The following is a 17,287-nucleotide window of genomic DNA, read 5'->3' as shown; positions in this document are numbered from 1 at the left end:
GAGTTCGCTCTTTTTCGTGGAAGGAAGCCGCTGGGATCGACGCAGAGTCCCCGTTCGGGGTCGTCCGTTTACGCAAACAGTTCTCTCGCGTCGTCGACGGCCTCGACCAACTTGTCGATCTCCTCGCGCGTGTTGTACACGTAGAAGCTCGCACGCGCCGACGCGGCCGTCCCGAGCACGTCGTGGAGCGGCTGCGTACAGTGGTCGCCAGCGCGGATGGCGACGCCGTGCTCGTTGAGGATGCTCGAGAGGTCGTGGGCGTGGACGCCGCCGACGTTGAACGAGACGAGGCCGCCGCGCTCGTCGCCCGGCGGGCCGTAGATCTCCACGTCGTCGAACTCGGCGAGTCGGTCGTAGGCGTACTCGGTCAGCACCGACTCGTGCTCGTGGACGTTCCCCATCCCCAGGTCGTCGAGGTAGTCGATGGCGGCGTGGAGCGCGATCCCCTGGGCGATGTTGGGCGTCCCGGCCTCGAACTTCCACGGCAGGTCCTCCCACTGGGTCTCCTCGAAGCTGACCTTGCGGATCATGTCGCCGCCGTAGAGGTACGGCTCCATCCCCTCCAGGATCCCCTCCTTCCCGTACAGCACGCCGATGCCCGTCGGCCCGAGCATCTTGTGGCCCGAGAAGGCGAGGAAGTCGCAGTCGAGTTCCTTCACGTCGACCGGGCGGTGGGGGACCGACTGGGCGCCGTCGAGGAAGATTAGCGCGCCGCGGTCGTGCGCGAGGTCCGCGAGCTCCTCGACGGGGTTGAGCGTGCCGAGCGTGTTCGAACTGTGGGCCACCGACACGAGCTTCGTGTCCTCGTCGATCAGCTCCCGCGCGTGGTCCATGTCCAGCCGCCCCTCGTCGGTGATGCGAACGAACCTGGCCTCCGCGCCCGTCTTCCGGGCGGTCTGCTGCCAGGTGACCAGCGAGGCGTGGTGCTCCATCTCGGTGAGCACGACGTTGTCGCCGGGACCGAGTTCGTTCAGCCCCCAGGCGTACGCGACGAGGTTCTCCGCCTCGGTGGTGTTCTTCGTGAAGACGATCTCCTCGCGCCCGTCGGCGCCGACGAACTCGGCGACGCGGTCGTGCGCCTCCTCGTAGGCCACGCTGGCCTCCTGACTCAGCTGGTGGATGCCGCGGTGGACGTTCGCGTTGTACGAGCGGTAGTACTCCGCGATGGCGTCGACGACCTGTTCGGGCGTCTGGCTGGTCGCCGCGTTGTCGAGGTAGACGAGCGGCGTCGTGTCGCCCTCGCCCTCGCCGGGGACGGTCGCGTCGCCGCCGACCTTCCGGTCGAGGATGGGGAAGTCCGCCCTGACGGCCGCCACGTCGAGGGGGTACGGTTCCTGAGTGGGTTCCATTACCGGGGGAAAGGGGTCCGAGGGCTAACATCCCTTCGGTCCGGGCGACGGTTCGTAACCGGGAGCGGTTTCGCCGGGCTACTCGCGGGCGTCGGCGTCCGGTCCGATCGCGGCCCCCGGTTCGCCTCCCCGCCCCTCGCCGACGTCGTCGGTTTCGACGCCGCCGGCCGCGGCGTCGCTCGCACCGTCGCCGACCGAGAGCCCGGGGACGTCGCCGGCGCCGTCGAGGAATCCGCTCACGTACGAGCCGAGCCCGTACAGCCCGAGCCCGAGGACGACGAGCGCGGCGAACCCGACGAGGGGCGCCCTGACGACGAGATAGAACGTCGCGAGCACCAGACAGAGCGCGAACAGTCCCAGGAACGCGTCGATCCGGACGAGCAGGCGGGTGTCGACCATGGGTGTGCGGACGGCGGGCGACGGCAAAAGTCCCGGCGCTCGGAGCCGGCGGGTCCGCGACGGATGCGACGTTCCCGGGCCGGAGATCGGGGTGGCCCCCGACGGGAACGCCTACCTGAGCCAGAGCAACTGCGCGTGGACCGTCCCCCCGACGTCCAGCACGCGCTCCTCGTCGATGATGCCCGCCTCCACCGCCACCGAGACGCACTCCTCGCCGACGAGGTTCGCCGTGGTGGCGGCCAGGAGGCTCTCGACGACCACGTCCTCGTCGGCAGGTTCGGCGTTCTCTCCGCCGTAGAACTCCTCGGTCACCTCCAGGGTGACCGCGCCGTTCTCGTACGTCTCGCCGAGGCAGTCGGGGTCACAGACCGACACCAGCGTCCCCTCGGGCGTGTCGCGCTCCTTCAGCAGCATCAGCCTTCCTCGAACTCCTCGACCATCTCCTGCTCGGCCTCCTTGCGCAGTTCCTCGGCGCGCTCGGCGACCGCCTCGGCCTCCTCCTCCTCGCCGAGTTCGTCCAGCGCGCGGGCCTTCTCCTCCAGCACCTCGGCGTTGCGCATGCCGAGGCGGATGGCGTTGTCGAAGGCGTTGACCGCGTCCTCCAGCAGGCCCCGCTCGACCAGGAAGAAGCCGCGGTTGTACCAGGCCTGGGCGAACCGGGGGTCGATCTCCACGGCGCGCTCGGCGTGCTCGAGCGCCTCCTCGCTCTCGCCGAACTCGTAGAGCGCGTACGCCAGGTTCGTCTCGGCGCTGGCGGCGTGCTCGGAGTCGTCGTCGATGCGGAGCGCCTCGCGGTAGGCGCCGATGGCCTCGTCGTACTCCTCGAGCTGGGCGTGCGCGACGCCCTTGTTCACCCACGCCTCCTGCTCGGCGAGGCTGTCGTCCTCGGCGAACTGGGCCGCGCGGCCGAACGTCTCGGTCGCCTCCTCGAACCGGTTGATGCCCATGTAGGAGAGCCCGACGTCGATGAGACTCTCCGTGTCGACCTGCTCTTTCGCGATGTTCCGCTCGTCGAGGAGGTCGGTGATGACCCGGGTGTCGACGGGGTCGACCTGGGAGGGGTCGGCGTTCAGCTCCTCCGGGTCGAGGGTGAACTCCTCGTAGTCCTCGTCGAGCCCCTGTCCGGACGAGAACTCGTGGGGTCGCTCCTCGTCAGTCATACCTGCGGATTGGCGAACCGTGCGGGTAAGGCTTGCGCGTCGGGCTTTTGCCCCTCCGGTCCCCACCATCCCGTATGCCGCGACTGTTCGTCGCGCTCGACCTCCCGGACGCGCTCGCGGGGGCGTTCGCCGACCTCCGGGAGGACGCTCCGGACGCGCCCGGCCTCTCGTACACGGACCCCGGGGACGCGCACGTGACGGTGAAGTTCCTCGGCGACACCCCCGAGGACGACGTCGACGAAGCGGTCGACGCGCTGGAGCGGGCCGTCGACGCCGCCGACGCGGGGCCGTTCCCGGTCGAGGTCGCCGGGCTCGGCGCGTTCCCCGACGAGGAGTACATCAGGGTCGTCTGGGTCGGAATCGACGAGGGCGCCGAGGAACTCGTCCGGCTCCACGAGGCCGTCGAGCGCGAGACGGTCGCGCTCGGGTTCGACCCGGAGGAGCACGAGTTCACCCCACACGTGACGCTGGCGCGGATGAGCGACGCCCGCGGGAAGGAGGACGTACGGCGGTTCCTCCGGGAGACCGACCCCGAACTCGGCCGGTTCGAGGCGAGCGAACTCCGTCTGAAGGCGAGCGAACTCGACCGCGACGGGCCGACGTACCGGACCGTCGCCCGGTTCCCGCTGTGACGGCACGGGGGTTGGCCGCGGCCGGGGCCGTCGACCGCGCCCGCCGCCGACCGCGCCCGCGGGGAACGCGACCCCGGCCGACTCGGCCCGCGGATTCATCCGTCGCCCGGTCGAACCGGGTTCCATGGCGGACGTAGAGCGGCGTGTCGCGGACGAGGAGCGCGCCACGGACTCCACCATCGTCGACCGGCTCGTGGGGACCGGCGTCCACGAGATGTCCCGGCCCCGCTCGTCGCTGTTCCTCTCCGGGCTGTCCGCGGGGCTGGACATCGGCTTCGGGCCGCTGCTCGTCGCGGCCACGCTCACCCACACCGAGGGCGTGTACGTGGAGCCGACCGTCCGGATGCTCACCGCGCTCGGCTACGCGTTCGGCTTCGTGCTCGTCATCCTCGGCGGAACCCAGCTGTTCACCGAGCACACGTCGCTGGCGGTGCTCCCGGTCCTCGACGGCGAGGCCGGACTGCCCGACCTCGGCCGGCTGTGGGGGCTCGTGTACGTCGGGAACGTCGTGGGCGGCGCCGTCTTCGCCGCCTTCGCCGTCTGGTTCGCTCCCGCGTACGGCCTGGCGGACGTGGAGTCGTTGACCGAGATCGCCGACCCGTTCGTCGGGCAGCCCGCGACCGCGCTGCTCGGGGGGGCGGTGCTCGCCGGCTGGCTGATGGGGCTCGTCGCGTGGCTGGTCGCGGCCGCCGACTCGACGCTCTCCCGGCTGGCGGTCGTCGTCATGGTGACGGGCGCCATCGGCTACGGCCACCTCCCGCACTCCATCGCCGGCAACGTCGAGGTGCTCGTCGCCGTGTTCTCCTCCGACGCCGTCGGCGTGGTGGAGTACGTCCGTTTCCTCGCGCTCGCCACGGTCGGAAACGCGGTCGGCGGCGCGGTGTTCGTCGCGCTGCTCAAGTATGGGTACGTCGTCGGGGCGGACAGTCAGCGGTAGGCCGTCGCGAGTCGCCGCGCGGGCCTCCGCGAGCAAGCCGTATGCTCGCGCCGTTCGTCCTCGTATCCCGGTGGTCCTCGCCCCCCCGTCGCCCTCGTGCCCCGGTCGTCCTCACGCCCCGCTCGCCCGCCCGCGGTCGTCGCCGTCCGCTCGTCGGCTCCCCCCGCCCGCCCGCCCGTCCGTCACTGCTCCCTCGTCCAGGGGGTCCTCCAGGTCGCCCATCACCGCCTCGAACGCGTCGGTCGCGGTGAGCAGCCCGACGACGCCGTCGTCGTCGCGGACGAGCGCGAGTTCCTGGCGTTCGGCCTGGAACTCGTCGATCGCGTCGCTGACGGTCGTGTCGGGCGGGAGCGTCAGCGGCGGCGCGGCGAGTTCCTCGAAGGTGGTCTCGCCGGCCCTGAGTTCGTCGACGGCGCCGACGACGGCGGGGACGTACACGACGCCCCGGAAGTCCTCGGGCCCCTCGCCGACGAGGGGGTAGCGGGTGTGGGGCGCGTCGGCCAGGCGCTCGAAGTTCTCCTCCGGGGAGTTCTCCGTCGAGAGGAACACCACGTCCTCGGGGTCGACGACGGCGTCCACGACCGGGCGCTCGCCGGCGGTGAGGGCGTTCAGCACCTCCTCCCGGCGTTCCTCGGTCAGGTCGCCCCGGTCGAGCAGCGAGTCCATGCGGTTCCGCAACTGCGCGCGGCTCTCGATGCGCTCCTCCTCGGCCTCGAGCCACGCCCCGGTCATCTCCACGCCGACCAGCCGCAGCGTCCACTTCGCGACGTGGTCGCCGATCCACATCACCGGGGAGATCGCCTTCGCGAAGTAGTACAGCGGCGTCGCCCCGTACCGACAGACGGTCTTGGTCCGCTCGACGCCGAGATACGTCGGCGTCTGCTCGCCGTGGGTGAGGTGGACGAGGTTGATGACCAGGAACGCGAGCACCCCGCCGGCGCCCACGGAGGCCCAGAACGTGTCCGCGAGGAACGGCTCGAAGATCGCTGCCAGCGCCGGTTCGGCGACGATGCCGACCGCGATGCTGGTGGCCGTGATGCCGACCTGACAGCTCGTGAGGTAGATCTCCAGGTCGTCGGTCATCTCCCAGGCCCGGCGGAGCCCCGGCGCGTCGAACTCGGACTCGGTGTACTGCCGGACCCGGGTGAGCGCGAACTCGATGGCGACGAAGAAGCCGTTCGCCAGGATGAGCGCGAGGCCGGCGACCAGCCTCGCGGCGACGACGGCGGCGTTCATCGGGTTTCACTGGCCGACCTGACCGTAAGGTTTTGACGGCCGGACGGTGCGGACGGGCGCCGGACGCGCCGGCTCGGGGTGGCCGTCGGCCCTACGTCCCGTGCTGCCAGGAGCCCATGTACTCGCGCTGCTCGTCGGTGAGTTCGTCGTACGAGACGCCCTCGGCCGCCAGTTTGATCTCGGCGACCTCCCGGTCCAGAACGTCCGGCACCTCGTGGACGCCGGCCTCGTAGTCGCCGCCGTTCTCGACCAGTTCGCGGACGCAGACCGCCTGCACGCCGAAGCTCTGGTCCATCACCTCGACCGGGTGGCCGAGCGCGATGGGCGCGGCGAGGTTGACGAGACGCCCCTCGGCGAGCACGTTCAGCCGCCGGCCGTCGGCCATCTCGTACGCCTCGACGCCCTCGCGCGCCTCGTAGCGGTCGACGGCCAGGTCGTCGAGGTCGTCCAGGTTCACCTCGACGTCGAAGTGGCCCGCGTTCGCCAGCAGGACGCCGTCCTTCATGACCTCGAAGTGCTCCCGGGTGACCACGTCGCGGTTGCCGGTCGTCGTGAGCACCACGTCCGCGTCCTCGGCGGCCTCGGCCATCGGCCTGACGTCGTACCCCTCCATGTGCGCCTCCAGCGCCCGACGTGGTTCGACCTCGGTGACGACGACGTTCGCGTTCTGCCCGGCCGCCTTCTTGGCGACGCCCTTCCCGCAGTAGCCGTAGCCGGCGACGACGACCGTCTTGCCGGCCCACGAGAGGTTCGTCGTCATCGCGATGGTCGCGAGCGAGGACTCGCCGGTGCCGTGGACGTTGTCGAACAGCCGCTTCATCGGCGTGTCGTTCACGGCGAAGATGGGGTACTCGAGCGCCCCGTCCTCGTCCATCGCGCGCAGGCGGTGGACGCCCGTCGTCGTCTCCTCGCAGCCCCCGACGATGGAGTCGATGAGTTCGGGGTGGTCCTCGTGGACGGCCGCGACCATGTCCATCCCGTCGTCGACGGTGAGGGTCGGTTCGTGGGAGAGCACCGACTCGATGGCGGCGTAGTAGCCCTCGTCGTCGACCTCGCGGACCGCGTAGGAGGTGATGCGCTCGTGGGCGTCGAGCGCCGCGCTCACGTCGTCGTGGGTCGAGAGCGGGTTGCAGCCGGTGATGGCGACCTCGGCGCCGCCGTCGGCGAGCAGTTCGACGAGGTTCGCGGTCTTCGCCTCGACGTGCATCGCCATGCCGATGACCTGGCCCTCGAAGGGTTTCGACTCCTCGTAGTCCTCGCGGAGTTTCGAGAGGATCGGCATGTGCTGGAGCGCCCAGTCCATCTTCCGTCGGCCTTCCCGCGCTGCGGCATCGGGGTCGTCGAGGTGCTGTGTGACCGGCGGGTACGACGATTGACTCATGATGCGTGGGTTCGAGTGGTCGTGCCTTAACGCCGCCGAAGGCGGACTTCGGTACGGTGGTCCGCCGACTCCGATTCGTATCGGAACGTCGCCCCCCGTCCGTGGTTACGGGAGCGGCACCCGATCGAACAACCCCGGGTACTCGACCACGAGACCGTCGGAATCGACCGTCAGTTCCGCCGTGAACCCGCTGGACACGCTTTCGTACCGATACTTCCCGCCGTCTCCGTCCGCCGGGTCGAGACGGGTGTACCGCTGCGTGGCTACCTCGACGGAGAGTTCGGGAACCCTGACGTAGACGACGGAGAGTTCGGTCGGTTCGTCCCGTTCGAGACCCGCTCGTCGGATCGGTAACGTGTTGGAGAACGGCGTCGCCGAAACGTCCACGTCGATGCAGCCATCGAGTGCTGGCAACTCCTCCCCTCGCCCGTCGGTCCAATTCCCCTCCCCGTCGGCTCGAAGCGTCAACGAGTCGGGTCCCCGTCCTGGCGTCGTGACATCGACTCGCTGAACGCGGTACTGACGATCGAGTTCGATCTCGTAGTGAACACGCACCGGGCTGCCATCGACGACGCCCACGACGACGCTTTGGGCGGAAACACCGCTCGAATCCTCGATGAGTCGAAGATGCTCTCCTCCAGTCCCGTCGATCCGCTTCCAGTAGACGTCTCGAAACACGTCACGAGGCTATCGCGGCGGAGATTAACCCATCCGGTACCGGTTGGTCGCCAGCGGCGGCCGTTCGAAAACCCCCGACTACGTAGCTTCCGAAAGCTCAGTCCTCAGCCCGCGCCACCAGCTCGCTCGCGGCCTCCTCCGCCCGCTCCCGAACGGCCTCCTCGTCCAGCGTCAGCACCTCGCGATCCCGCATCAGCACCGCACCGTCACACACCGTGTGCCGGACGTCACTGCCGCGTACAGCATAGGTCAGGTGCGAAACCAGGTCGTGCTGCGGCGTCAGGTGTGCGGCCTCCAGATCCACGACCGCGAGGTCGGCCTTCGCGCCCGCCTCGATCCGCCCGCCGTCGAACCCGAGCGCCTCCGCGCCGCCCTCGGTGGCCATCCGGACGGCGGCGTCCGCGTCGACCGCCTCGGCGTCGTCCGCCGCTAACTTCCCCAGCATCGCCGCGTCGCGGAGTTCGCCGAACAGGTCGAGGTCGTTGTTCGAGGCCGCGCCGTCGGTGCCGAGCGCGACGGGCACGCCGGCGTCGAGCATCGCCTGTACGGGCGCCATCCCGGAGGCGAGTTTCATGTTCGAGGCCGGGCAGTGGACGACGGCCGTGTCCGATTCGGCGAGGCGATCGACCTCCCCCGAATCCAGGTGGACGCCGTGGGCGACCCAGGTGTCCTCGGCGAGCAGGCCGAGGTCGTCGGCGTACTCGGTCGGTCGCACCCCCGCCTCCTCCGCGACCGGGTCGAGGTACGCCTCCGTCTCGTTCAGGTGGAAGTGGAACGGGAGTCCCGCCTCGCGGGCCGCCGGGACGAACTCCTCGAAGTACCCGGTGCCGACGGTGTGGGGCGCGTGGGGCATCACCGCCGTCCGGATCCGGCCGTCCGCCGCGCCGTCGTACTCCTCGGCCACGGACAGCGACTCCGCGAAGTCCGCCCGTGCGGCCTCCTCGTCCTTGCCGACGGTGACGACGCCGTGGCCGACACGGGCGCGGAGGCCGGCCTCCCGGACCGCCTCGACGACCTCGCCGACGTGGAAGTACATGTCCGCGAACGCGGTCGTCCCGCTCCGGATCATCTCCACGGCGGCGAGGCGGGTGCCGGCCGCGACGTCCTCGGGCGTCAGTTCGGCCTCCGCGGGCCAGATGTCCTCCTGCAGCCACGCCTCCAGCGGTTTGTCGTCGGCGTAGCCGCGCAGGAGCGTCATCGCGGCGTGGCCGTGGGCGTTCACGAGGCCGGGAATCACGAGTCCCCCGGAGGCGTCCAGCGTCTCGTCCGCCTCTGGGGCGAGATCCGGGGCGACGTCCAGTATCTCGCCGGCGTCGGCGTCGACGAGTACGTCCGCTTGCTCGATCGAGTGGTTCGGGAGGAGGACCCGCCCGCCGGCGACTGCGAGGGTGCTCATGTCCCGGCCTGGGCGGCGCCGGACCCTCAATCCGTCGAAGAAGGTGGGCGGGGCGCGAGGGCGAATCTCCGGCGGTCGTTCCGCCGGACCGTCCCGTGGGCGGGTTCCGTCCGCGGCCGATCGACCTCAGCGGGACCCGTCACCATCCGGGGCCCCGCGGGCCGTCCGCGCGCGGACCGCCGCCAGTCGTCGGGGGAAGTCGGGGACCGACAGGAGAACCCGTGCGACGGCCGACGGACTGTCCTGCCGGTCGTGGAGGGCCGCAACCCGTTCCAGCGCCGCGGTCACGGTCGCCGGATCGAGGCCGGACCGCCCGACTGCCGCCGCGTCCGCGCGGTACGAGAGGCGTCTGACGCACTCGTTGGAGACGACGTAGCCGACGAGGAACGCGGGAATCGGCCCCCCGCCGACGGCCGACGCGACGCTCGCAGCGGCCCCGTAGACCAGCAACCCGACGGACGGGAGGTGGTAGTCGCGGTGGCTCCCCGCGAGGCCGACGAGCGCGGCCGTGCCCTCGTCGTCGAACTCCTCGAGGACCGCGTCGGTGAGAAAGAGGTGCCGGAGGCCGCCGACGCCCAGGATCCGGGCCTGGGCGCTCCCCCCGTCCGTCGGCATCACCCGGACCCCCCGGACCGGGACGTCCGCCCGTTCGATGGCGGCTTCCATCCGTTCGCGTTCGGCGTCGGTCGGGGGCCGGGTCCTCCGTCCGAGGACGGCGAGCAGGGGGGCACAGACCGCGAGGACGACCGCCGCGGCCGCGAGCGCCGCCCAGGCGACGACGAGCGCGCCGCCGTCGACCGCGAGGGCGAACCAGGCCATCACGCCGATCGGAACCAGCACCGAAAGCAGGTAGCGGACGAGTTGACGCAGGGCGTCGATCGGCTCGACCTCGTGGCCTCGCAGGTCCCCGTAGGTGCGGGCGGAGGCGAGGTACGGGACGAACGTGGCGAGCGTCGGAGGGAGGACGAACGCCGAGACGAACCCCACTAGCCCGAGCGTGCCGGCGGGAAGCGCGGCGGCCACCAGGTCGAACGCGCCCGTCGCCGCGAGCGCGCCGAAGGCGACGACGGCGGCGGCCGGGCACAGCAGGGCGATGCCGCGGCGGTACCAGCGGAGCGGCGCCTCGGTCCGGTGGACGAGCAGTCCGAGCAGACGACCGGCGAGTGCGGCCCCAGCCACGACCGCGAGATAGCCGAACGCCGGGGCGACGAGCGCGTTCATGCCGCACGGTGTGTGGCACCGAACCCTCAATCCGTCGACCGTTTTCGCACAGTCCTCGACCGCGGTACCCCACCGCGGCCGAGCCAGGGCCGCCGGTCCACGCCGCCCGTCGCGAGGGAAAGACAGTTCCCGGCCCGCCGCCTCGTCCCACCCATGCGCATCGCCGTGCCCAACAAGGGGCGCCTGCACGAGCCGACGATGGACCTCCTCGAACGGGCCGGCCTCCACGTCGAGGAGACCGCCGACCGCCAGCTGTACGCTGACACCGTCGACCCGGACGTCTCCATCCTGTTCGCGCGCGCCGCCGACGTCCCGGAGTACGTCGCCGACGGCGCCGCCGACCTGGGCGTCACGGGGCTCGACCAGGCCCGCGAGTCCGGACACGACCTCGCGGACCTGCTCGACCTGGGCTTCGGTCGCTGTCGGCTCGTCCTCGCCGCGCCCGAGGACGGCGACATCGCCGACCCCGGCGACGTCGAGGGGCTGACGATCGCCACGGAGTTCCCGGCGGTCACCCGAGCCTACCTCGCGGAGCGGGACATCGACGCCGACGTCGTGGAGGTGACGGGCGCGACCGAACTCACCCCGCACGTGGAGATGGCCGACGCCATCGTCGACATCACCTCGACCGGGACGACGCTGCAGGTGAACCGCCTCGCGGTCGTCGACGAGGTGCTCGCCTCCTCGGTCCGGCTGTTCGCCCGCCCGGACGTCGCCGACGACCCGAAGGTGCGGGAGGTCGAGACCGCCTTCTCGTCGGTCATCGCCGCCGACGGGAAGCGCTACCTGATGATGAACGCCCCGAGCGACCGACTGGAGGACGTGAAGGACGTGATTCCGGGCATGGGCGGGCCGACGGTGATGGACGTCGCCGACGGCGAGGAGGACCACGTGGCGGTCCACGCCGTCGTCGACGAACGGGAGGTGTTCGGCGTCATCTCGGACCTGAAGGCCGTCGGCGCGAGCGACATCCTCGTCACCGAGATCGAGCGGCTGGTGGAGTAGGCGATCGCCGGGACGGACGCGGAGAGGGGTCGGCCCTTACCCGAGGAGATAGCTGGCCCAGGGGTACCGCTCGACGAGCGAGCGGCCGCCGACCTCGTACCGTTCGATGTAGGTGTCGAGGCCGAGGATGCGCCCGGCGCCGAACGCGGCGACCGAGAGGAACACGAGCATGTACGCGAAGTCGCCGTTGATGTAGCCGTGGGCGATGTCCCAGTTCCCCAGGTAGAACAGGAGCATCATGAACGCGCCGAAGAACGCCGCCAGTCGAGTGAACGCCCCCACGATCAGGCCGAGTCCGATGAGGACCTCACCCCACGGCACGGCGACGTTCACGAACTCAACGAACCAGGGGGTGTTCCCCATCGCGACGAAGAGGTCGGCGACGGGGCTGCCGTTCGCCGGCGGCGCGTTCTGCAGGTAGCCGCTCGCGGAGAACTCGCCCGAGAGAACCTTGTCGACCCCGCTCTGGAGGAACGCCAGCCCCATCATGAGTCGCAGCGCGAGGATGAACCAGACGCTCAGCGTGTGCAGTCTCCCCTCGGCCGTGAACCCCGCGATCGTGCTCCGTAGCTCCACTTCTTGGGAGGACATGGCCGGAAAACACGCGGATTCCTGGTAAAGATACTCCTCGATTCGGGCCGGAACCACGGGCGGTGACGGGTCGGTCACCGCCGGTCGAGCGTCAGCACCCGACCGTCGAGTCCGCTCCCGCCGCGCCACCGAACCCACCACACGGTCGCGCCGATCCCCACGCAGAGCGCCAGCACTCCGAGCAGCCCCGCTTCCGGGCCGAACTCCCCGCCGGTGACCGCCCGGGGGCCGGTGGGCTCCAGCGCGAGCAGGCTCGCCCCCACGTCCAGCCCGCTCACCGGGAAGCCGAACACGGCGCCCTGCGCGTAGTTCCACGAGATGTGGACGCCGACCGGGAGCGAGAGCCGCCCCGTCAGCAGGTAGCCGAGGCCGAGGAACACGCCCGCGAACGTGATGCCGAGCGTCGAGACGGCCGTGGCGCCGGGGTTCGCGACGTGGGCCGCGCCGAACACGCCGCTGGAGGCGAGCAGCGCGAGCCCCGCCGCGACGCGCTGGCCGGCGTGCCGGGAGAACCACTCGCCGAGGTTCGTGAGCAGGTAGCCCCGGAGCAGCAGTTCCTCGTAGAACCCGACGCCGAGGAACAGCACGAGCGCCGTCAGTAACCCGACCGGCGGGCCGACGAGGGTCCCGGCGAGCCGGTACCAGCCCGCCGCGAGGCCGACGCCCGCGACGAGCGCCTGGAGGCCGACGCCGAGCGCGAGGCCGAACCAGAGGTCGGAGAGCCACCCCCGCTCGCGTCGCAGCCCCAGGTCCGCCAGCCGGCGGCGGTCCACGGCGTACGCGACCAGCAGCACCGCGAGCGAGACGACGACCGGATTCGCGAGCGAGGCGACGACGGTGAACGCGACGCCCGCGAGCGGGAGGAACGCGAGGGAGAGCGACGTGCCGACGAACGCGACGCCGACGGCGACGACCGCGGCGACCAGGCGGAGCGGGGCCGTGGGCCGGCGCTCGTCGTGAGTCCAGACGAGCCGGCTGAGTCCGTCGCGGCGGGACTCGGGGGACAGGTCGGGCTCCGGCGGCAGGTTCGAGTCGGGCGGCAGGTCCGGACCCGACCGGTCCGCGTCCGGCGAGCGCTCCGGCTCCCGCGACCGTTCCGAGTCGGACGACTCCCCCGAGTCGGACGAACGGTCCCGGGTCACAGCGGGGCGTCCTGGTACAGCGCGAGCGAGTAGCTGGCGAACACGGCGACGACGACGGTGAGCGTGTAGTGCATCGCGGTCACCATCGCCGTCCCCCGCCGGTTCAACCCGTAGGCGACCGAGACGGCGGCGTAGTCGACGACGAGCGCGAGGACGACGACGGCGGGGACCGGGAGGACGGCCGCCATGAGGCCGACGGCAGCCATCGCTGCGCCCGGGAGCACGGCCCGCCCGAGTTCGGCGGCGTCGCCCATCACGAAGTAGGCGGCGGTGTTGGCGATGAACGTCGAGAGGAGCGCGATGAGCAGGAAGCCGGCGACGATCCGGCCCGGCGAGGTCTGCAGTGGCGTCGGCGACGGCTGCGGGAACACGGGAGCTACCGGGAGCGTCGAGGGCTGCGGGAGCATCCGATCAGCCGAGGAGGCCGAGCTCCGACAGCCGTTCCGTGATGACGTCGACGGCCGCCTCCGCGTCGCTCGGCTCCTTCCCGCCCGTGATGACGAGCTTGCCGGAGCCGAACAGCAGCGCGACCACGTCCGGCTCGCCGAGCCGGTAGACGAGCCCGGGGAACTGCTCGGGCTCGTACTCGATGTTCTCCAGCCCGAGGCCGATGGCGATGGCGTTGAGGTTCAGCGACGCGCCCAGGTCCGCGGAGGTGACGATGTTCTGGACGGTGATCTCCGGGTCCTCCTCGATGGGGATGTCGAGCGCCCGCAGCTCGTCGAACACGAGGTGGAGCGCCTCCCGGACGGCGGCGGTCGAGTTCGCCCCGGTACAGACGATCTTGCCCGACCGGAAGATGAGCGCCGCGCTCTTTGGATCCTGCGTGCGATACACCAGCCCGGGGAACTGCTCCGGGTCGTAATCAGCGCCCTCGAGGTCCATCGCGACGGTCTGGAGGTCGAGCTCCTGCCCGATTCCCGTCGACGCGACGACGTTCTCGATGTGAATCGACTCCTTTGCGTCGGCCATCTCTCGCTTTAAGCGTCGTATTTAAGGGTTAAAGTAGTACCGCCGCCGGAACCGGGCGTCGGATCACTTAAGTGCCGGGACGCGCCCGCGATCGCCGAGCCGCGGGGTTCATACGACGGCGCGCCGACGCTCCGGCCGTGTACGGGCTGGAACTCGCCGGCGAGGAGGACGCCTTCGCGGCCCGGGAGGCAGCGACCGCCGCGAGCGACGTCTCGGTCGTCGCCCCCGGCCTCGCCGTCGCGGACGCGGTCGACCCCTCCCGGGTCCGCGGCCTCGCCTACACCCGCCGCGCGCTCGCGCTCCTCGGTCGCATCGACGCCGACGTGGCGGCCGCCCGGGCCCTCGTCGAGTCGGCGGACCTCGACCCGGAAGGGGTCGGCGTCGGAGCGGGCGAGGACCGCCCCACCGTCGCGGTCCGTGCCCGCGTCGTCCGCGACTCCGCCGACGCGAGCACCGGCGAGGCCGAGCGCGAGTGCGGCGCCGCGCTCGTCGCCCGCGGGTTCGCCGTCGACCTCGACGACCCGGACCTGGTCCTCCGGGTGCTGTTCGCCGGCGGGGTCTGTCTCGTCGGCTGGGTCGTCGCCGAGTCGGTGCGGGACTTCTCGACCCGCAAGCCGACCGACCGGCCGTTCTTCCAGCCCGGGAGCATGGCGCCGATGGACGCCCGGGCGTACGCCAACCTCGCCGGAGCGGGCCCGGGGAGCCGCATCCTCGACCCCATGTGCGGGACGGGCGGGGTGCTCATCGAGGCCGGACTCGTCGGGAGCGAGGTCCTCGGCAACGACGCCCAGGCGAAGATGGCCCGGGGCGCCAGGGGGAACCTCGCGCACTACCTCGACGACGGCTTCGCGGTGATCCGCGGCGACGCGACGGAACTCGGGGTTCGAGACGACGCGGCCGACGGCGCCGTGTTCGACGCGCCCTACGGCCGCCAGTCGAAGATCGCCCGGCACGAACTGGCGGACCTGGTCGCGGGCGCGCTCTCGGAGGCCGCCAGAGTCGCGCCTCGCGGGGTGCTGATCGCGGATCGGTCGTGGCGGACCGAGGCCGAGGACGCGGGGTGGTCGGTGACGGACTCGTTCGAGCGGCGCGTCCACCGATCGCTCGTCCGGCACGTACTGGTTCTGGAGCGGGAGTGAGTCCGCGGTGGGTACGGCGGAAGCAGCGGGATCTACAGGGGGCGACCGGTCGGCGCGACGTCGGATTCAGTCCGCCCTCGCGATTATCGACTCGCCGGCGCGCACCTTCTCGCCCTTCCGAACCCGCACGTCCGCCATCCCGTACTCCGGCGGCAGCACGACGTCGGCCCGCGAGCCGAACGCGATGTGGCCGATCCGCTCGCCGCGCGCCACCGACTCTCCACGGGAAACGTAGGGGGTGATCCGCCGGGCGAACCAGCCCGCGATGAGCGCGCCGTCGGCGTCGCCAAGGGAGTACTCGACGCGCTCGTTGCGGGCCGACTCCTTCGAAAACGCGGGTCTGTGTGCGGCGCCGCGGTGGTCGATCCGCGTCACCTCGCCCCCCACGGGAGCGCGGTTGACGTGGACGTCGAACGGGCTCATGAACACGCCGACGCGGACGCGGTCGCCGTCCTCGCGCAGCACCGAGACGCGGCCGTCGGCCGGCGAGAGCACGCCCTCGCCGGCAGGTTCCCGGCTGGGGTCGCGGAAGAACCACGCGAGAAAGCCGGCCAGCGCGAGCAGCGCGAGGCCGACGGGGGTGGCGATGAGCAGCACCGGAACCCCGAGCAGGAGCGGCGGGAGCACGTACCGCCGGGAGCCGGTCGCGAGCCTCATGCCTTCCCGCGGACCGGCCGTTCGGTCGTCCTGCGGCCCGCACCCCACGCGGCCAGCAGGTGAGTGAGGTGGAGCCGGTCGTCCAGCCCCTCCGAGAGGTCGAGGTCGACCTCGCCGGCGAGCGCGTGGAGGCGCGCGACCGACTCGGGCGAGGCGTCCGACTTCGAGCGCGCGACCCGGCAGAGCTCCCGGAGGAGCCCCCCGCCGTCGAACCCCTCATCGGAGAGCAGGTCGTCGACGGTGCTCCGGGCGTCCTTCAGCTCCCCCTTCCGGGCTGATTCGAGCGCCGAGAGCACCTGCTCGTCGTTCCCGACGTCGTCGAGCGTCTCGTAGGCGCCCTGCATCGTCACCTCGTCGTGCTCGACCGCGGCGGCCTGGGTCGCCAGCACGGCACGGCGGAGGTCGCCGTTGGCCGCGCTGGCGACGAACTCCAGCCCGTCCTCGTCGTACTCGACGTCCTCGGCCTCGCAGATGCCCGCGAGCACGCCGATGGTCTCGTCGGTGGTCGGGACGCGCATCGGCACCGGGAAGCAGCGCGACCGGATCGGCGGGATGAGCTTCGAGGGCTGGCGCGTCGCGATGACGAACTGGGTCGCGCGGTGGTACTGCTCCATCACGCGCCGGAGCGCCTGCTGGAAGTCCTCGCGGATCTCCTCGGCGTTGTCCAGCAGGACCGTCTTGTACTCGCCGGACATCGGCGCGTTGGCCGCGGACTCCTTCAGCACCCGGTTGATCATGTCGCGCTTGGCCATCCGGCTCCGGCCCTGGAGGAACGGCTCGAAGCGCGGGTCGGTGCGGATCTCCTTCTTCGTGCGGCCGAAGAAGTCCGCGACGTTGATCTCGATGAGGTCGTTGCCCGGGTCGGCGTGGGTCTCGCGGGCGAGCGCCCTGACGGCGGCGGTCTTGCCGACGCCGGTCGGACCCTGGACGACGAGGTTCATCGGCTCGTCGACCGCCCGGGAGAGCCGCTCGCGCACCTCCGGCTGGGGGAGGTCAGCGAGGTCGGGGGCGTGCGTCTCGGTCCACAGCGGGCCGTCCATTGGTGGCTCGTAGCGGGCCGGGGGCTATGAACGTGGCCGTTCTAGTTGGTTCGGTTAGGACGTGTCAGACGGAGCGAGGTGAAACAAGGCCTCCTCGAAAGCCCCGCGTTCTGCGTCCCCGCCACAGTGCTCGCGTCGATGGGGAGTCAGCCACTTGGCGCGCGGCGGCCGCGCCTCGGTCACGCGAGCGAGCGTGCGAGCGAGGGTGACCGCACGGGACCGCAGGTCCCGGGTAGTGCCCGCCGGACGCGCGCGAGGGACGAGCACCGCGGCCGAGGGAGCGGCGCGACCGAGGCGAGGAGCGCAGTTGCGGTCCCCGAGCCGACAGCCGCGGAGGCTTTCGAGACCATCT

At 71.3% G+C, this 17,287-nt stretch carries 19 protein-coding genes; 4 read left to right on the top strand and 15 right to left on the bottom strand.

Annotated elements, in window-relative coordinates:
• Positions 1-68: 68 nt before the first annotated feature.
• From HUG12_RS03325 to HUG12_RS03310, 4 genes are all read right to left on the bottom strand, one after another.
• A complete protein-coding gene (locus HUG12_RS03325) occupies positions 69-1,349 on the bottom strand; it encodes an aminotransferase class V-fold PLP-dependent enzyme (RefSeq protein WP_179267414.1) in 1,281 nt (426 codons plus the stop codon).
• Positions 1,350-1,427: 78 nt separating this feature from the next.
• Entirely contained in the window at positions 1,428-1,748 is a 321-nt protein-coding gene (locus HUG12_RS03320; protein ID WP_179267413.1) for a hypothetical protein, read from the bottom strand.
• Between the two features lie 111 nt (positions 1,749-1,859).
• The gene (locus tag HUG12_RS03315; protein WP_179267412.1) at positions 1,860-2,162 is read right to left on the bottom strand and encodes a DUF424 domain-containing protein; all 303 of its coding nucleotides are present in this window, start codon (positions 2,160-2,162) and stop codon (positions 1,860-1,862) included.
• The gene (locus HUG12_RS03310; RefSeq protein WP_179267411.1) at positions 2,162-2,908 is read right to left on the bottom strand and encodes a tetratricopeptide repeat protein; all 747 of its coding nucleotides are present in this window, start codon (positions 2,906-2,908) and stop codon (positions 2,162-2,164) included. The genes HUG12_RS03315 and HUG12_RS03310 overlap by 1 nt, the downstream gene beginning before the upstream one ends.
• Positions 2,909-2,982: 74 nt before the next feature.
• Here HUG12_RS03310 and thpR point away from each other — a divergent pair, with 74 nt between their 5' ends.
• Both thpR and HUG12_RS03300 read left to right on the top strand, forming a co-directional pair.
• Entirely contained in the window at positions 2,983-3,540 is a 558-nt protein-coding gene (thpR, locus tag HUG12_RS03305; protein ID WP_179267410.1) for an RNA 2',3'-cyclic phosphodiesterase, read from the top strand.
• A 124-nt stretch (positions 3,541-3,664) separates the two neighbouring features.
• Positions 3,665-4,477: a formate/nitrite transporter family protein gene (locus HUG12_RS03300; protein ID WP_179267409.1), complete on the top strand. Its 813-nt coding sequence runs from the start codon at positions 3,665-3,667 to the stop codon at positions 4,475-4,477.
• Between the two features lie 111 nt (positions 4,478-4,588).
• Here the strand turns inward: HUG12_RS03300 and HUG12_RS03295 are convergent, their stop codons facing one another.
• The 5 genes from HUG12_RS03295 to HUG12_RS03275 form a co-directional block, all read right to left on the bottom strand.
• Positions 4,589-5,713 carry a CNNM domain-containing protein gene (locus tag HUG12_RS03295; RefSeq protein WP_179267408.1) on the bottom strand — a complete coding sequence of 375 codons (1,125 nt, stop codon included), beginning with the start codon at positions 5,711-5,713 and terminating at the stop codon, positions 4,589-4,591.
• A gap of 91 nt (positions 5,714-5,804) precedes the next feature.
• Positions 5,805-7,094 carry an adenosylhomocysteinase gene (locus HUG12_RS03290; protein WP_179267407.1) on the bottom strand — a complete coding sequence of 430 codons (1,290 nt, stop codon included), beginning with the start codon at positions 7,092-7,094 and terminating at the stop codon, positions 5,805-5,807.
• Positions 7,095-7,199: 105 nt separating this feature from the next.
• Positions 7,200-7,772, bottom strand: a complete 573-nt coding sequence (locus HUG12_RS03285; RefSeq protein WP_179267406.1) for a putative glycolipid-binding domain-containing protein — start codon at positions 7,770-7,772, stop codon at positions 7,200-7,202.
• 97 nt (positions 7,773-7,869) lie between these two features.
• Positions 7,870-9,168, bottom strand: coding sequence for an amidohydrolase (locus HUG12_RS03280; protein ID WP_179267405.1), 1,299 nt, complete (start codon positions 9,166-9,168; stop codon positions 7,870-7,872).
• 126 nt (positions 9,169-9,294) lie between these two features.
• Positions 9,295-10,389: a hypothetical protein gene (locus HUG12_RS03275; protein ID WP_179267404.1), complete on the bottom strand. Its 1,095-nt coding sequence runs from the start codon at positions 10,387-10,389 to the stop codon at positions 9,295-9,297.
• Between the two features lie 153 nt (positions 10,390-10,542).
• Between HUG12_RS03275 and hisG the strand changes: the two genes are divergently transcribed.
• Positions 10,543-11,394, top strand: coding sequence for an ATP phosphoribosyltransferase (gene hisG, locus HUG12_RS03270; protein WP_179267403.1), 852 nt, complete (start codon positions 10,543-10,545; stop codon positions 11,392-11,394).
• 36 nt (positions 11,395-11,430) lie between these two features.
• Here the strand turns inward: hisG and HUG12_RS03265 are convergent, their stop codons facing one another.
• The 4 genes from HUG12_RS03265 to HUG12_RS03250 all read right to left on the bottom strand — a co-directional run bounded on the left by HUG12_RS03265 (position 11,431) and on the right by HUG12_RS03250 (position 14,099).
• On the bottom strand, positions 11,431-11,985 hold the full coding sequence (locus tag HUG12_RS03265) for a DoxX family protein (RefSeq protein WP_179267402.1): 555 nt from the start codon (positions 11,983-11,985) through the stop codon (positions 11,431-11,433).
• Positions 11,986-12,059: 74 nt separating this feature from the next.
• Entirely contained in the window at positions 12,060-13,127 is a 1,068-nt protein-coding gene (locus HUG12_RS03260) for a CPBP family intramembrane glutamic endopeptidase (RefSeq protein WP_246308130.1), read from the bottom strand.
• The gene (locus HUG12_RS03255) at positions 13,124-13,534 is read right to left on the bottom strand and encodes a DUF7473 family protein (RefSeq protein WP_179267401.1); all 411 of its coding nucleotides are present in this window, start codon (positions 13,532-13,534) and stop codon (positions 13,124-13,126) included. Before HUG12_RS03255 ends, HUG12_RS03260 begins: the two co-directional genes overlap by 4 nt.
• A gap of 4 nt (positions 13,535-13,538) precedes the next feature.
• The gene (locus HUG12_RS03250) at positions 13,539-14,099 is read right to left on the bottom strand and encodes a TATA-box-binding protein (protein ID WP_179267400.1); all 561 of its coding nucleotides are present in this window, start codon (positions 14,097-14,099) and stop codon (positions 13,539-13,541) included.
• Positions 14,100-14,245: 146 nt separating this feature from the next.
• Here HUG12_RS03250 and HUG12_RS03245 point away from each other — a divergent pair, with 146 nt between their 5' ends.
• Positions 14,246-15,238: a THUMP domain-containing protein gene (locus tag HUG12_RS03245; protein WP_179270551.1), complete on the top strand. Its 993-nt coding sequence runs from the start codon at positions 14,246-14,248 to the stop codon at positions 15,236-15,238.
• 66 nt (positions 15,239-15,304) lie between these two features.
• Here the strand turns inward: HUG12_RS03245 and HUG12_RS03240 are convergent, their stop codons facing one another.
• Both HUG12_RS03240 and HUG12_RS03235 read right to left on the bottom strand, forming a co-directional pair.
• Entirely contained in the window at positions 15,305-15,895 is a 591-nt protein-coding gene (locus HUG12_RS03240; protein ID WP_179267399.1) for a protein sorting system archaetidylserine decarboxylase, read from the bottom strand.
• Positions 15,892-16,935 (bottom strand): AAA family ATPase, encoded by a 1,044-nt coding sequence (locus HUG12_RS03235; RefSeq protein ID WP_179267398.1) that lies wholly within the window; start codon positions 16,933-16,935, stop codon positions 15,892-15,894. The genes HUG12_RS03240 and HUG12_RS03235 overlap by 4 nt, the downstream gene beginning before the upstream one ends.
• Positions 16,936-17,287 lie beyond the last annotated feature (352 nt).

The sequence above is a fragment of the Halorarum salinum genome (genome assembly GCF_013402875.1).
Taxonomy (GTDB): domain Archaea; phylum Halobacteriota; class Halobacteria; order Halobacteriales; family Haloferacaceae; genus Halorarum; species Halorarum salinum.
The sequence above is the reverse complement of the archived record's forward strand: the minus strand, read 5'-3'. Positions and strand labels throughout refer to the sequence as shown.

Excerpts from the sequence above, each read along its gene's own strand:
- thpR (WP_179267410.1), top strand. The coding sequence starts at position 2,983 with ATGCCGCGACTGTTCGTCGCGCTCGACCTCCCGGACGCGCTCGCGGGG.
- HUG12_RS03290 (WP_179267407.1), bottom strand. The coding sequence starts at position 7,094 with ATGAGTCAATCGTCGTACCCGCCGGTCACACAGCACCTCGACGACCCC.
- HUG12_RS03325 (WP_179267414.1), bottom strand. The coding sequence starts at position 1,349 with ATGGAACCCACTCAGGAACCGTACCCCCTCGACGTGGCGGCCGTCAGG.
- HUG12_RS03250 (WP_179267400.1), bottom strand. The coding sequence starts at position 14,099 with ATGGCCGACGCAAAGGAGTCGATTCACATCGAGAACGTCGTCGCGTCG.
- HUG12_RS03280 (WP_179267405.1), bottom strand. The coding sequence starts at position 9,168 with ATGAGCACCCTCGCAGTCGCCGGCGGGCGGGTCCTCCTCCCGAACCAC.
- HUG12_RS03300 (WP_179267409.1), top strand. The coding sequence starts at position 3,665 with ATGGCGGACGTAGAGCGGCGTGTCGCGGACGAGGAGCGCGCCACGGAC.
- HUG12_RS03255 (WP_179267401.1), bottom strand. The coding sequence starts at position 13,534 with ATGCTCCCGCAGCCCTCGACGCTCCCGGTAGCTCCCGTGTTCCCGCAG.
- hisG (WP_179267403.1), top strand. The coding sequence starts at position 10,543 with ATGCGCATCGCCGTGCCCAACAAGGGGCGCCTGCACGAGCCGACGATG.
- HUG12_RS03265 (WP_179267402.1), bottom strand. The coding sequence starts at position 11,985 with ATGTCCTCCCAAGAAGTGGAGCTACGGAGCACGATCGCGGGGTTCACG.
- HUG12_RS03240 (WP_179267399.1), bottom strand. The coding sequence starts at position 15,895 with ATGAGGCTCGCGACCGGCTCCCGGCGGTACGTGCTCCCGCCGCTCCTG.
- HUG12_RS03295 (WP_179267408.1), bottom strand. The coding sequence starts at position 5,713 with ATGAACGCCGCCGTCGTCGCCGCGAGGCTGGTCGCCGGCCTCGCGCTC.
- HUG12_RS03235 (WP_179267398.1), bottom strand. The coding sequence starts at position 16,935 with ATGGACGGCCCGCTGTGGACCGAGACGCACGCCCCCGACCTCGCTGAC.
- HUG12_RS03320 (WP_179267413.1), bottom strand. The coding sequence starts at position 1,748 with ATGGTCGACACCCGCCTGCTCGTCCGGATCGACGCGTTCCTGGGACTG.
- HUG12_RS03310 (WP_179267411.1), bottom strand. The coding sequence starts at position 2,908 with ATGACTGACGAGGAGCGACCCCACGAGTTCTCGTCCGGACAGGGGCTC.
- HUG12_RS03275 (WP_179267404.1), bottom strand. The coding sequence starts at position 10,389 with ATGAACGCGCTCGTCGCCCCGGCGTTCGGCTATCTCGCGGTCGTGGCT.
- HUG12_RS03315 (WP_179267412.1), bottom strand. The coding sequence starts at position 2,162 with ATGCTGCTGAAGGAGCGCGACACGCCCGAGGGGACGCTGGTGTCGGTC.